13 protein-coding genes and 1 pseudogene are annotated in these 13,498 nt (G+C 50.8%); 13 read left to right on the top strand and 1 reads right to left on the bottom strand.

Annotated features, from left to right (window positions below):
* Positions 1–17: 17 nt before the first annotated feature.
* The 11 genes from VNZ60_RS24140 (at position 18) to VNZ60_RS24090 (ending at position 8,973) form a co-directional block, all read left to right on the top strand.
* The gene (locus VNZ60_RS24140; RefSeq protein WP_325663778.1) at positions 18–716 is read left to right on the top strand and encodes an amino acid ABC transporter permease; all 699 of its coding nucleotides are present in this window, start codon (positions 18–20) and stop codon (positions 714–716) included.
* Positions 717–718: 2 nt separating this feature from the next.
* Positions 719–1,480 (top strand): amino acid ABC transporter permease, encoded by a 762-nt coding sequence (locus VNZ60_RS24135; RefSeq protein ID WP_325663776.1) that lies wholly within the window; start codon positions 719–721, stop codon positions 1,478–1,480.
* Between the two features lie 98 nt (positions 1,481–1,578).
* Positions 1,579–2,307: an amino acid ABC transporter ATP-binding protein gene (locus tag VNZ60_RS24130; protein ID WP_325392773.1), complete on the top strand. Its 729-nt coding sequence runs from the start codon at positions 1,579–1,581 to the stop codon at positions 2,305–2,307.
* A gap of 111 nt (positions 2,308–2,418) precedes the next feature.
* Positions 2,419–3,696 carry an aminotransferase class V-fold PLP-dependent enzyme gene (locus VNZ60_RS24125; RefSeq protein WP_325663775.1) on the top strand — a complete coding sequence of 426 codons (1,278 nt, stop codon included), beginning with the start codon at positions 2,419–2,421 and terminating at the stop codon, positions 3,694–3,696.
* A 364-nt stretch (positions 3,697–4,060) separates the two neighbouring features.
* Positions 4,061–4,402 (top strand): hypothetical protein, encoded by a 342-nt coding sequence (locus tag VNZ60_RS24120; protein WP_325663773.1) that lies wholly within the window; start codon positions 4,061–4,063, stop codon positions 4,400–4,402.
* Between the two features lie 572 nt (positions 4,403–4,974).
* Positions 4,975–5,448: a hypothetical protein gene (locus VNZ60_RS24115; protein ID WP_325663771.1), complete on the top strand. Its 474-nt coding sequence runs from the start codon at positions 4,975–4,977 to the stop codon at positions 5,446–5,448.
* A gap of 44 nt (positions 5,449–5,492) precedes the next feature.
* A complete protein-coding gene (locus VNZ60_RS24110; protein ID WP_325392763.1) occupies positions 5,493–6,299 on the top strand; it encodes a hypothetical protein in 807 nt (268 codons plus the stop codon).
* Positions 6,300–6,475: 176 nt separating this feature from the next.
* A complete protein-coding gene (locus VNZ60_RS24105) occupies positions 6,476–6,967 on the top strand; it encodes a hypothetical protein (RefSeq protein WP_325663770.1) in 492 nt (163 codons plus the stop codon).
* 477 nt (positions 6,968–7,444) lie between these two features.
* Positions 7,445–7,801 carry a hypothetical protein gene (locus VNZ60_RS24100; protein ID WP_325663769.1) on the top strand — a complete coding sequence of 119 codons (357 nt, stop codon included), beginning with the start codon at positions 7,445–7,447 and terminating at the stop codon, positions 7,799–7,801.
* Positions 7,802–7,900: 99 nt separating this feature from the next.
* Positions 7,901–8,170, top strand: a complete 270-nt coding sequence (locus tag VNZ60_RS24095) for a hypothetical protein (RefSeq protein WP_325663768.1) — start codon at positions 7,901–7,903, stop codon at positions 8,168–8,170.
* Positions 8,171–8,727: 557 nt separating this feature from the next.
* A complete protein-coding gene (locus VNZ60_RS24090; protein WP_325663766.1) occupies positions 8,728–8,973 on the top strand; it encodes an Imm32 family immunity protein in 246 nt (81 codons plus the stop codon).
* 950 nt (positions 8,974–9,923) lie between these two features.
* Here the strand turns inward: VNZ60_RS24090 and VNZ60_RS25330 are convergent.
* Positions 9,924–10,133 (bottom strand): annotated as a pseudogene (locus VNZ60_RS25330) (transposase); the annotation flags it as partial.
* 573 nt (positions 10,134–10,706) lie between these two features.
* Here VNZ60_RS25330 and VNZ60_RS24080 point away from each other — a divergent pair.
* Together VNZ60_RS24080 and VNZ60_RS24075 are read left to right on the top strand one after the other, a co-directional pair.
* Positions 10,707–11,855: a porin gene (locus tag VNZ60_RS24080; RefSeq protein WP_144737942.1), complete on the top strand. Its 1,149-nt coding sequence runs from the start codon at positions 10,707–10,709 to the stop codon at positions 11,853–11,855.
* Positions 11,856–12,206: 351 nt separating this feature from the next.
* Entirely contained in the window at positions 12,207–13,091 is an 885-nt protein-coding gene (locus VNZ60_RS24075) for a glycine betaine ABC transporter substrate-binding protein (RefSeq protein ID WP_325663858.1), read from the top strand.
* Positions 13,092–13,498 lie beyond the last annotated feature (407 nt).

Here is a 13,498-nt window from a genome sequence, read left to right as displayed (position 1 = left end):
CATAAGACATCTTCGCCATGAACTCGAAGCTTGATTTTTCGGTCTTGCTGGACCCTGTGTATCGGCACTGGATCTTCGACGGCATTGTCACGATGCTGCAGCTGACGGCTTTTGCGTGGCTGCTGGCAATCGTGCTCGGCACACTGCTGGCGCTGATCCGCATGACGCAAAACCGCTGGGCTGAACGCGCCGTCTCGGTCTACGTCGAATACCACCGCAACGTGCCGATGCTGGTGCAGATATTCATCTGGTATTTCGGCGTGCCGACTTTGCTGTCGCCCGCTGTCCAGCACTGGATCAATGCCCAGCGCAGTGAATTCCTGTTTGCCTTCATTGCGGTGGGCATGTGCATGGCCGCGTATATGTCGGAAGACCTGCGCAGCGGCATCCGTTCGATACCCAAATCGCAGCTTGAAGCATCGCGCGCGCTGGGCTTGAGTTACCTGCAGGCGTTCCGCCTGATCATTTTGCCGCAGGCAGTGCGGATAGCGCTGCCGACACTGATCAGCCACACCGTTTTGCTGTTCAAGAACACCAGCCTGGCAATGGCGATTGGCGTCGCCGAACTGACCTACGCCACACGCGAAATTGAAAGCCAATCGTTTCGCACCATCGAAATTTATATCGTGGCCACTTCCATCTATCTCGCGATATCACTGCTGATCATGGCCGCCGGGGCCGGCTTGCAACACCGCTATCGGATCAAGGCCAGGTAATCATGATCGACATTATAAATATCGTGCGCGACAACTGGATTTTGCTGCTGATCGGGCAATATCCAAACGGCCCGCTGGGCGGCCTGGCGATTACCTTGCTGCTGTCGGTGGCCGGACTGGCGCTGGCTTTCCCGGTCAGCATCCTGCTGGCCATCGCCCGCGTCAGCCCGCTACGCTGGATCAGGCTGCCCGCCACGGTGGTGGTGTATGTGGTGCGCGGCGTACCCCTGATCATGTTTATCTTCTGGGTCTATTTTTTCGTGCCGCTGCTGATTGGCAGTACCGTCAGCGGCTTCACCACGATGCTGATCACCTTGGTCATTTATCAGGCGGCCTACCTGGCCGAAGTGATTCGAGCCGGCATTGAGGGATTGCCCCGAGGGCAGAGCGAGGCAGCCAGAGCGCTGGGCATGAGTTATATGCAAACCATCGTCAACATCATCCTGCCGCAGGCGCTGTACAACATGCTGCCGGCGATGGTGAGCCAGTTTGTGTCCACCATCAAGGAAACTTCCCTGGGGTATGTGATCAGCGTCAATGAGTTGACCTTTGCCGCCAACCAGGTCAACTCCACCTTGCTGACCAAGCCATTCCCGGTATTCATGCTGCTGGCGCTGATCTACTTTTTGCTGTGCTTCTCGCTATCGCAGTTCGCACATTTCCTGGAGCGGCGAATCAGCAAGAAGCGGGCTGGCGTCGGTGCCGGCAATAAAAAACCGGCTGAACCAGACGTCAATCTGGTGATAGCGCAGGCGGTCGAATAACTTGAATATCTTGGATAACCGCGCAGCGCAGCTCCTTAAACTGAAATATCTCAATCATGACACTTACCCCCTTTGGCAACAGTATCAGTTCCCCGAATATGATCACTTTTGATAGCGTCAACAAATGGTACGGCTCCTACCATGCACTGGCGGATGTGTCGGCCGAAGTTGCAAGAGGCGAAGTGGTGGTGGTGTGCGGTCCGTCCGGTTCCGGCAAATCCACCTTGATCCGTACCGTGAATCGGCTGGAAGAGATTCAAAAAGGCAAGATCGTGTTTGACGGAGAAGATATCCATGTCCCCAAGCTCAACCTGAATCAGTTCCGTGCGCGGGTTGGGTTTGTATTCCAGAGTTTTAACCTGTTTCCGCATCTGTCGGTGCTGGATAACATCATCGTGGCGCCAGTCAATGTGCTCGGCGCCAAGCGCGCCCAGGCGCGCATCCACGCCCGCGAATTGTTAGAACGGGTCGGCCTGGCAGCCAAGGCTGACGCCTTCCCCGGCCAACTCTCCGGCGGCCAGCAACAGCGGGTTGCGATTGCCCGCGCCCTCGCCATGAATCCGCCCGCCATGCTGTTCGACGAACCCACCAGCGCGCTCGACCCGGAAATGGTGGGCGAGGTGCTGCAAGTGATGAAAAGCCTGGCGCGCGACGGCATGACGATGATTTGCGTCACCCATGAAATGGGCTTCGCACGCGAAGTCGCCGACCGGGTCTGGTTCATGGATCACGGCCGCCTGATCGAGACCGGCACCCCCGAGGATTTCTTCCTGCGGCCGCAAAGCGAGCGCGCTCAAAAATTCCTGTCCGATCTGCGCTCTCACTAGAGATTCGCCCCTTTTTTACATGCTGGTTTATCGAAAAAAAACCATTTGAACTATTTGACTCTGGTCGCCGCAATACCGGAACGACCGCTTTTTAAAAAGGAAATATTAGTCATGGATGTGAGCCAAGGAGTATTTTTTTCCGACGAATTGATGCAAGAGATCAAGAGCCGTTTCCACTACGTCGATAGCGATCCAGCCGACCGCGAGCGGCTGTATTTTGACAATGCCGGAGGTTCCTTCCGGCTCAAGAAAGCTGTCGAACAATTTGCCAAGGCAGACTCGATTCCAGACAACCCGGAACGGATTCACCAAACCGCCTTGTCTTTGCAAAAGATGCAGGAAGCCGGCACCGCGGATGTCCGGACCATCTTGAACGCCACTGGCGGCAGCGTCTATTCCTCGCTGACCGCTTCCGCAGCCATGTTCGACATGGTAAGAGCAGTCGCTGAAAATGTTAGCGGTACCAATATGGTGACCACCGTGCTGGAGCATCCCTCCGCCTTTGACGCGATGACGCTCTACGCCGAAAAACTCGGCAAGGAACTGCGGGTTGCCAAAAGCAATCCAGTCACCGGTGGCGTCGATGTAGAAGAAATCACCAGGCTGGTGGATAGCGATACCTGCCTGCTCAACGTGATGTATGCATCGAATATTTCAGGCGCCAAGCTGGATATCGAAAACATCGTCAAACAGGCGCGCCAGATCAACCCTGACGTATATATCCTGGTAGATGCGGTACAACATGCCCCCCACGGCCTGATCGATCTTCAAAAAACACCGGTCGACGGCATCAACATTGCCCCCTACAAATTCTTTGGCTGCCGCGGCTCCGGCATTTCATGGCTGTCCGACAGGGCGTCGGTACTGCCGCACCACAAACTAGGCGGAAAGAAAGCCAATTTCTGGGATCTCGGCAGCGCCGCTCCCTGGCAGTTTTCCGTGGTGACCGAAATCGTCGATTATGTGTGCTGGCTCGGCGCCAAATTCATCGATAGCGATGAGCGGCGCGCGCTGTTCGTTAGCGGGATTGAGCGGATCGCGTTGCACGAACGGGCTTTGCTGTCGAGGATGCTCAACGGTACTGCCGAAATCGCCGGCCTCAGGCGCTTGAATGGCGTCAAGGTATTCCTGGATTATGAAGACCTGTCGAAACGCGATCTGATCGTTGCCATCGGTATTGATAATCTGGATCACACCCAGGCCGTCAGGGAATATGAGAAGAGAGGGGTGATCGTCTATGAACGGGCGGCGGCCAGCATTTATTCAAAGCGGATGCTGGAATCCTTCGATATGGATGGCGCGGTGCGGATATCGCCGCTGCATTGCAATTCAGCGCAGGACATTGATAAATTTTTGCGGGTGACGGCGGAGTTGTGTAAGGCGACTTGATTCCGCTTGGGTTCAAGTGAACAGACGGTCGATTCAATTCGGCCGTATGCGTGGCCTGGCATTGAGCTTGCCGTTATCGAATATTTTTGAGCTGTGGGTGGATTGTCATCGCCGCTGATAGCGTTTATAGTCGTCCCCGTCCCTGAAAAAGAAGGGAACGGGTTTTGCAGCCTGACCTATAACAAAGTGCACAGACCGCTCCACGTGGTTTGTGCTCACCTTTGCACGTCCTTATGGGCGGCGATGGTGGGGAGCCTTCGGGCTGCCGGTTTTTCCTTTGTTATGCCGGTCTGCAAATCCTGCCATCTGCCGCCCTCCCGTTTTGCAGCGGACAGCGGCGTAATTACTAGCAAAGGAGTCGGCTATGACTAGCACCAGCACGCCCCCGCTATTTTCACCTTCCGCAATTAAAGCAGACCACCAGCCGTTTTCATGGCTGGCCGAAGAGTTGCGCATCGACTCCTCCATGCAATTCCTGGCGCACACCCTGGATATAACGCAAGGGATTAAAACCTGTCTGGAACTGGTTCACGCCAGCAATCAAGCAAGAGAAGAGGGCGATCCGGCCTACCCGCCGACACTGAATGTGCCCGACACCGAGCGCCTGACCCGCATGGCAATGGCCGCCGCCAGCACGCTATCGGAACAAGCTGAGCGGCGTATTGCAGTGCTCAACAGCAGATGTGCAAGCGCCGCAGAGCATTAGCCGCTTGCGAGGTGCGGCGTCGGGCCGGGAAAGCTCGGCGTCGTGCTTCTGAAGTTCGGCTTCGGACTTCCGAAGCAGGATGTCGAACCTCCCAAGGCAGGACGTCCTGCTTCAGAAGCCGGCCAGCGAACCTTCGAGGTAGGACGCCGAGCTTCCGAAGCAGGGTGTCGGGCTTCCAAGGCAGGACATTGAGCTTCCGAAGCAGGACTTCGAACTTCCTGAGGTAGAGCGTCGAGCTTTCGAGGTAGAACGGCGAGCTTTCGAGGTAGAACGGCGAGCTTTCGAGGCAGAACAGCGAGCTTTCGAGGCAGGAAGGCGGCTCTCGGAGCATCAACGGCGATTTTCTGAGCATTGATGGAGACCTCGGAAGCGTCCAATGACGTGTACTAATTCAGATTCCAACGGATAGAAGATGCGCGATTTTATCTAAAACCGGATTGGTTTGAGGGAACTAGTGATATTGGTATTTCACCGCATAATGTGACGGTCCGTATCCGGCCAGAAGCAGCCGGTTGCCGTGACATCCAAAAACGGTCACTCAGCAGCGCTATATAACTAAGGATAAGACCCGCATGAATCAATCATTATTTTCGCTATTTGTGACCATACTTTTGACCGCCACCCCCGTCGCTGAAGCCCATCATCCATGTTTGCACTTTGGCTGCAAGGATCTACAAGAGTGCAAAGAGGCTGCCGAATGGATTGTTGAAGCGACTGTCGTCGACATCACGCGCACAGGTGGCCAGGAGGAGTGTGAAACTGGGCCGTATGGCCCGCTGTGTGGTTATGCCGAGAATCCAGAAATTTTGACTCTTGCTAACGCACGAGTCATCAAAGGTAAATTCGACCTTGGACAGAACGGCGAAGCCTCAGTTTCGCGTAAAGATTCGTGTTTTTCTGGAGCATTGGCGTCAATGAATGACAAACCTGAACTGGGAACTCAGGGCGAAAGAATTCGTTTGTATGGGGACAATTTAAACCGACCTCCGTTCATCCATCCCGGCTACTTCTTTGTCGAATCTATTGAGAGCCGTCGTGCACCTTAAATTTGCTACCGGCCATTTACAGACATCCAACGTTCAATTTGAATATGAAATTATTAGACAACTCTCGCCATTTGAATGCGCATAGATTATTGATGATGGGCATATTTCTTGGAAGTACAACATTTCCAATATTTGCCAATGCTATTGATGCATCTATCCAGCAGGCGGCGCAGAACATACCGCATGCGAAACCGACGCAAGCCATGAATTTTTCTGACAGCATATCAAGGTACGATATTTTCGACATGGTTAAAAAGCCAACGACGCCACGAGAGCTACTACAAAATATTAAGTTTTCCATCGACCGTAATTTATTAATACGTGCCGATTTCTATACCGCGGAAAATTTAGAAAGATTTTTTGGCGGCAAGGCAAAGGTGCAAACTGTAAGAACACAAAAGAATGATTTGGAGATATTAAGTGCAGTATCAAATTTGGGAGATGTTCTTGCGAACACCAAAAAACTTTATGGCACATCTATTGAGTTTGATTTGCAGGAAAAAAATGAAAATTCTGGAATACTGCATGCAAATGTTGTGGTTCCAGGGACATCAGCTGATCCTCGATTGACAGTAGAACTTGTTGAAAATGTTTTTGGCAGCAGCGGCGAGATGACTGTTTCCGACAGCAGCGATGCCTTATCTGAAAAGGAAGCAGCGGATCGATTGCAAACTGCAGATCCTAAAGGGCCAGCTCCCTTCGTTGGTTATGCTGCTCCAGCAACTCACGAGCTGGGAAACAAGAGAATCGAATTTTTTATTCCCAAATCAGGAGTAAATACTTCGGTCGTTTTTTTTACATTCGAAACAGGCCAGATAAAAAACATTGTAATTAACCAGTCGGAGGAATAGCTATAGCAACGGCAGCACTTACATTCGGCGCTCAGACAGCAATCGGCCAAAACCGGTCCTTCGCGGCCGCCTCCAATTTAATATTGTTTTGCCAATCATTTCGTGGCACGATACCGGAATATTGTTGGCGAGCAACTACCCTGACTGCTCGATGAACTTAACGAGGCACCCGCGGTATGAACATCCTGAAAAAACTCTTCGTTGGTAACAAGGTCCCGAAGTCAATATACGACTCTATCCTTTTGCTAACATCGGAAAAAACCGGCAAGAGTTTTCCAATCGCCCAGTTCTCGGGCGACACGGACATGGTAACTATGGGCTGGGTATCGCTGACTAGTGTTCTGAATCACGAGATAGTGGTTACGATGATGACAGGCGACGAGCTCAAAAATACATCAAAAGACTTTAGCGGTTATACCCAACTTGAGTCACGCGTTAACAATGTCTTGAACAGAGCGGACTTGGTGTGCTCGTGGCTAGTCACGGTTGTAGAGCCAACTTATGACGTCGACATTACGACGCTGTCATTTCAAGAATTCCGCAAAGTGTATAAAAAACCTCAGCTGTTCTATCGAGATATTTATAGTCCTGAAACATTCGCGAGGATAGAAACAGAGGCCTCCCGTCAAGATTTTGAGCGCCAGGGTGGAAAATTTCTAGTTTTATAGTTTCTAATAAATGGCTGCAATCGGCCGCCAACAGCAGTCGGTGGTTTGCCTAAATATCGACGCTCACCGTACTGTTAGGATATAAATGACTCGGCAACGCGAACGGCATGAGAAACGTACTCCGATTGAGGAAAAGGCGAGACTGCAGGTATTGGACCTGGTTGGGAAATCCGGTACGGTGTACGTTGAGCGGAGTGGATTTGATGAGCTGGATAGTGTCCTTATCCGTGTCGCGGACCTAGATGGTATAGCGGATGGAGAGTTTGAGCGCCTCAAGTTCTCGTTGGTTGACTTGCTAAATGTCCTGCTGCCTGAGAACTCATCGCCGTCGTGCTGTGCGTTAGTTGTGCGGGCTGGCCAGGAAACGTTTTTGCGTCCTTGATGGCTGCAAATCGACCTCATCATCTTCGGCGAGTATCGGCCAGAAGCGGCCATGCCGTTGTACCTTTCAATTTAACCAATTATCAGGATGGCGACATGCTTGAACCTCATATCATCGCTGAAGCACGGGAATTCGCAGAATCCCATCGTTGCCTAAATCCAGACTATCCTGGCTCAGCGCACGTACAAGAGCTTTCGCAAAGATTGGGCTCGCCTTCCGACTACGCTAAATTTCGGCAATCGCCTCATGGCGCATACCTAGTAGATATTATTGAGGCATACGAGACGGCGCTCAATGACGACTGGCTTCCGAACCAAGTTGTCGGATTATCTTTAGAAAAAGCGAGGGAATTTATTCAAGCGGTGGCTGATGAGTTAGCTCAGAACTCGACGGTCGAAGCTATTGTGAAGTTGAGAAAGCATTATTTACTACTGAGCGCTAATATCATCTAATCAGTTTGATTTTAAAAACGATTGAGTTTTTTCGGTTACAGCTGGCCGGCATCGGCCAATAGCAGCCGGTGATAACCTCTACGTAAATATCGCAAAGTTATGACACCAGAACTCATCGAAGGCGCTTATTTCTCCTATACGGAACCGGTCACCTGGGATTGCTGTGCATCGCACACTTCGTTCGATAGTCAGCGCCTTGCTCGTGTCTATCAAGTTCCCGGTAGCTTTTTTAGGGTGCTCGGCTATGTCAAGGTACCAGGTGTTCCTCAGTTGATTGGGGAGTGGTGGACAGAGGAACATTGCGTGCAAGTGGAGTCAATAGGTGAAGCTGAGCGGCTCGCTCAAGAATTTCTAGTTGCGGCGAGGTGATTGAACTTCCTAAATCGGCCAACTCCGGACAGTCGAAAACGTTTGCTAAACTGACTGCAATTTACTATCCGCGTCTAACATGCCTCTAATTTTCGGACCAAAGAATTCGCGCTACGCATATACGGGTAGTCCATGCCCTCATACTGACCTTGCTTTTGAGTCGAATGCAGAAACGCTCGGCGATGCAATTAAAGCATATGAAGCTCGCTTTGACGTATCAATAAGCCCGTACTCGACGCAAATTACCCCAGAAAATGAGGACGCGGCGAAGTATTTTCTATGTAAGGATAATCAAGCCGAGCTTACATCTCTCGTCGACATTCATATTTTTCGAGGTAAAGAAGAAATTTGTCCTAAGCAAAATATCAGTTTCAAATTGGAACCAACTGATATGGTTGAACTTGGGGAACTCATCTGCTGAATTAACTTAAAAGATGGCCCCAAACGACGAGACTTCCATGACCTGTCGCAACTGACTCAAGACGGCCAAAAAGCGACATTCGCGAATCCCACAAGATTGGTATGGCTTGGTACATCAGTTAAACACACAAATTCTAATGAAGATATTCGGATACAAAGATGAAGGACTTCCACTTGCGGACATGAGTTTAGCCGAGTTGGCCGAAATTACGCTCGTTGCGACGCCCGACGAGCTACGGAAAATAGCGAAGTTTATTTTAGCTTCGGCGGATGGGATGGAAGCAAGAGGCCGCGACTGGGAACATGAGCATCTGTCAGATAAACAAAAAGGTTTTGAACGTTCGCCACATTTCGTTATTTACAACCCGGAGGCAGGTGCATGAGCGCTAACTCGTCGGTCGATGCTGGCGCTTCGCACGAGTCAACCTATTTGTTTGGTGCAATGCCGTGACAATTTCTGACAACTTCCAGAAGTTCAATTGGCACGACAACGCCATTCACGGATTCCGCATCGTCGAAGGTGCGGACGGATGTAGCGGTGAGCTAATTCTAGACATTGATTTCATTGTTGAATGGCTGCCCCCAGAAAGTCCAAACAATGCGTTTATGTTCCGAGTGGCTCCTGCGGACCTGACATTTCACGATGTTACGAACTTGGTGATTTCTATTGATTACGCTTCGTCAACTGCTGCGTTTCAACCAATGGCCATTCACGAAATTCACCGGGAGATTGTCACGTACTCCAATGGCTACTCTTCGTTCGCGTGGAAGATTGAAATCAACTGGCCTCGGAATAGCACCATATCCTTCCGTTCCAACGGGTTCACGCAAGTAATGAGAAAGCCGCCCCTTACGTCTGACGCTCAGTATTTATCGCCTGCGAAGAGAAATTCATAATCCAGTTCCGCCGGTCATTCTGAATCTCCGATTGCGATTTCATTCCGCTATTTTCGGCAGACGACGCCTCGTTTATCTCAATGTTTAATGGCAGGTTTCAGGAAACTGCTATGACCGCTTGGGGTCGGGTCCGGTCTTTCAAAGTTTAGAAAGCGACCATTCAAACGCAGTGACGCCAAAATGTTTGTTGTTTGAATCGGCGAACGGCAGCTATTTGAAGTTGATCCGCCGTTCAGAATTACATCCGAGACTGGTAGATACCGCCGATATCAATAACCACGTTATATAAAACCAATGGCCGCAACCGCTGCATTGCAGACGCTCAAGGAACCTGCTTGACCATCTGATACGGGCGCTTGCTGCTCGTCGCAACACGCATCAGGCGGTCATTCATGAACCGTGAGGTCAACGCCATCAGGATGGCGCAATACTACGATACTACGCGGGCGCCGTGAATCAATAATGTTCGCAGGCAAGTGTCACCGCGTTTGCTGACGCCCTGCAATCTTGACTTACCCCCAGAAAAATATTGTCGAGGAACCAAGCCGAGCCAAGCGGACAAGTGACAGCCATTCTTGAACTCTTTGGCCTCGCCAACGGCGGCTACCGTTGCCGTAGCGGTGATCGGTCCAACGCCACCTATTACCTGAATCTTCTGACACAACACCGAATTCTTCACGAACGCTGCGATCCACTGATTGATACGGGCTATCCGTTCCTCCAAAATACGCATCTGCTCTAGCAATTCAATCAAGAGCGCCTGGAAGGTACTGCTCATGTCGCCTTTGCATTTGGCCAGGATGGCTGGCAAGGCGCGCTTGAAAGCAGCAGGTGTCTGCGCAATGATCCCCACACGTAAATTGGATGAAACGCTAGTCTGATCCTATTAGTGGTGTCGGGTCCATCTCAGTAAATCAACAATTAGCAAAACGGAATACATGCGATCTAAGTGCGTACCCGAGATTTGTTGTTTTTTTCTGATATGTACAGGATGTTTTGCGACGGTTTATCAAACTATTACGACAGATAGCAATAGTTTGAGTCAAGCCAACTGGTCTCGAATATTGTGCTGTGACATGCTGACGCTAACCATCACCAACCGGCGCAGTTTTGATCGGAGAGCGATGGGGGGAGGGCCAATCCTAGTAATGCGCATTGTTGTGCGGTTATGGTTGGTAACGGTAAAAAAATAGATTTTTCCAATCATTAGGAATCAGACATGAAGAAAATAATTCTGACTGCAGGTTTGCTGAGTGGCATTGCTGGCATGGCACAAGCCCAAACCAACGTCACAATCTACGGCGTTATCGATTTGGGCATGAACTACACCAATAATGACGGTGGTAAAAGCGTAGTTCAACTGCAAAGCGGCTACGCACAAGGTAGTCGCCTTGGTTTCAAAGGTAACGAAGATCTGGGTGATGGCTTGAGCGCTTTGTTCCAGATCGAAAACGGTTTTTCTGCAGATACCGGTAAGCTGGGACAGGGAGGCTTGCTGTTCGGACGCCAGGCATTGGTCGGTTTGTCGAGCAAGACTACCGGTACCATCACACTGGGGCGTCAATATGACTCCGTGGTCGATTATCTCGCTCCAATGACAGCGAATGGCAACTGGGCTGGCTATCTGTTTTCGCATCCGCTGGATAACGACAACACGGACAACTCGTTCCGCATTAATAACTCGGTCAAGTACGCCAGCCCAACTTTTAGCGGCTTCCAATTCGGTGGCCTGTATGGCTTCGGCGAAGTAGCCGGCGACAATACTAAAAACCGTACCTACAGTCTGGGGGCAAGCTATGCTAACGGCCCATTGTCTGCTGGCTTGGCGTACATGAATCTGAGTCGTGTCGGGACTACTGCCAACGGCTCCATCACGCCAACCGACGCTAACTTCCTGGCGGATAAGCAAAAGATTTTCGGTGCTGGCATCAATTACACAATTGGCGCGGCAACGCTTGGGTTCGTGTATACCAGCACTAATCTGACCAATCCAACTGGCGGCAATGCTTACATCAACTCGTTTGCACCAGTCCTTGGCACGCTGTCTTCGCTCAAGTTCCGTAACTACGAAATCAATGCCAAGTATCAATTCACGCCAGCATTTTACGCCGGCGCGATATATACCTACACGCAAGCCAAGTACGATACAACGGTTGGTAATGCCAAACCGAAATGGTCTAATCTTGGCCTGATGGCTGATTACAATTTCTCCAAGCGGACTGACGTTTATCTGCAAGGTGTTTACCAAAAAGTTGGTGGAGATCTGACTGGATCGTCACTTGATCAAGCCTACATTCCTGGTTCTGGTGGCCTTTCGGGTAATGACAAGCAGTTTGCCATCCGGGCAGCATTGCGTCACAAGTTCTAAGCAGCATCCGGGTAATGCGGACTGTCACGCTGCTTGAGCTCGCCGCGCCAGTCTGCAATATCTTGTAATTTTTTCGATTAGTGGCAGTAGCGAGACGTCCCTGGGGAAACTCTCTGTTTGGCTCATTCGTAGTTGAGCGGCCATTTTTATGCAAGCCATATCCGCCGGTGTTGCGCATCTAGGCATTGATACCGGCGTCGCATTTTCTCGAAATTTCGTCGTAAATGACATATTTTTTTTTCGTCGATAGACGATGATAAAAATAGAAAAAGGTAAATGTGTTGCATTACTTGTTTCTGTATAAAAAATCCATCCTCTTACCATTTCACTTTTAAGAGATTCGCGATGAAAATGATACCCAGTTCTTTAGCAACCAAGTTGTGCTGTCTGAGCGTCGGTTTAGGAGTCACCCTGGCATCGGGTTTTGCTGGCGCAGAAACAAAGCCCATCATCAGCATCGGCTATGTCGAAGGTTGGTCCGACAGCGTCGCCACCACTTTCGTCGCAGCGGAAGTGATGAGAAAAAAACTTGGTTATGAGATCAAGCTAGTCCCTGTTGCTGCCGGTCTGATGTGGCAAGGTGTCGCTCAAGGTGCGGACCATGGCGGTCTGGACGCCACCATGTCGGCCTGGCTTCCCGCCACCCATGGTGCTTACTATGACAAGCTGAAAGATAAGGTGGTTGATCTGGCCGTGAATTTTCACGATGCTAAGATCGGCTTGATTGTGCCGGATTACGTTACGGCAAAAACTGTCGGTGATCTGCAGGCACAAAAGTCGGCTTTTGAAGGGCGCATCGTTGGCATTGATGCAGGTGCCGGCGTCATGACCAAGACCGCGCAGGCTATTAAAGACTACGGTCTGGATTACAAACTGATGTCAAGTTCCGGCAGCGCCATGACAGCAGAACTGGACCGCTCAATCCGGGCTCACAAGCCTATCGCCGTGACCGGCTGGATTCCACACTGGATGTTTGCCAAGTGGAAGCTAAAATTCCTCGAAGATCCGAAGAACGTATACGGTGATGCTGAGCATGTCGACAGCGTTGCCAATCCTGGCTTGGCAACCAAGGCCAAGCCTATCAATGATTTGCTGAAGAGTTTTTCCTGGAAACCGGGTGAAATTGATAGCGTGATGCTGGCAGTGGAGAATGGCGAAAAGCCGGATGTTGCGGCAGAAAAATGGGTTACCGCCCATCCTGAGCGGGTCAACGAGTGGCTGCAGCTGCCGAAGTGATGCATTTGATTTCAAAATATCTCCAGCATTTGAGGTAGCCTGACATTTTCGGACACTTCCGTTTGATAAACTTATCAAACGGAAGAACTGAAATGAAATTGAAGACATACACGCCGGAATTCCGGGCTGAAGCGGTCAAACTGGTGCTGGCCGGGAATGGCCGGCGCCGGCCAAGAGCTGCCTGTCGACAATATCGCCGTTAGCTGTCATTCATGTTTCTCAGGTTGTCCATTGATTGCCGACAATGCAATCTTCACCTACACTTGGTGCTATATGGACTGGTGCCAAAGGTGTCCGTCTTTCCTGGATTTTTATGTTTCCTGTTAAATCGGCCGATCTGCACGAACGCCAATCCCCTTGCGGCTTTGCCGCCGGTCGGCGTCCGTGCATAAAGGCTCGCCGCTGTG

Origin of the sequence: Collimonas sp. (genome assembly GCF_035566375.1) — a bacterium.
Lineage (GTDB): Bacteria > Pseudomonadota > Gammaproteobacteria > Burkholderiales > Burkholderiaceae_D > Collimonas.
This window is presented reverse-complemented; position numbering and strand designations above follow the sequence as displayed.

Bases quoted from the DNA above. Each gene is read 5' to 3' on its own strand.
- VNZ60_RS24110 (WP_325392763.1), top strand. From the start codon at position 5,493: ATGAAATTATTAGACAACTCTCGCCATTTGAATGCGCATAGATTATTG.
- VNZ60_RS24095 (WP_325663768.1), top strand. From the start codon at position 7,901: ATGACACCAGAACTCATCGAAGGCGCTTATTTCTCCTATACGGAACCG.
- VNZ60_RS24105 (WP_325663770.1), top strand. From the start codon at position 6,476: ATGAACATCCTGAAAAAACTCTTCGTTGGTAACAAGGTCCCGAAGTCA.
- VNZ60_RS24090 (WP_325663766.1), top strand. From the start codon at position 8,728: ATGAAGATATTCGGATACAAAGATGAAGGACTTCCACTTGCGGACATG.
- VNZ60_RS24080 (WP_144737942.1), top strand. From the start codon at position 10,707: ATGAAGAAAATAATTCTGACTGCAGGTTTGCTGAGTGGCATTGCTGGC.
- VNZ60_RS24100 (WP_325663769.1), top strand. From the start codon at position 7,445: ATGCTTGAACCTCATATCATCGCTGAAGCACGGGAATTCGCAGAATCC.
- VNZ60_RS24135 (WP_325663776.1), top strand. From the start codon at position 719: ATGATCGACATTATAAATATCGTGCGCGACAACTGGATTTTGCTGCTG.
- VNZ60_RS24130 (WP_325392773.1), top strand. From the start codon at position 1,579: ATGATCACTTTTGATAGCGTCAACAAATGGTACGGCTCCTACCATGCA.
- VNZ60_RS24115 (WP_325663771.1), top strand. From the start codon at position 4,975: ATGAATCAATCATTATTTTCGCTATTTGTGACCATACTTTTGACCGCC.
- VNZ60_RS24120 (WP_325663773.1), top strand. From the start codon at position 4,061: ATGACTAGCACCAGCACGCCCCCGCTATTTTCACCTTCCGCAATTAAA.
- VNZ60_RS24140 (WP_325663778.1), top strand. From the start codon at position 18: ATGAACTCGAAGCTTGATTTTTCGGTCTTGCTGGACCCTGTGTATCGG.
- VNZ60_RS24125 (WP_325663775.1), top strand. From the start codon at position 2,419: ATGGATGTGAGCCAAGGAGTATTTTTTTCCGACGAATTGATGCAAGAG.
- VNZ60_RS24075 (WP_325663858.1), top strand. From the start codon at position 12,207: ATGATACCCAGTTCTTTAGCAACCAAGTTGTGCTGTCTGAGCGTCGGT.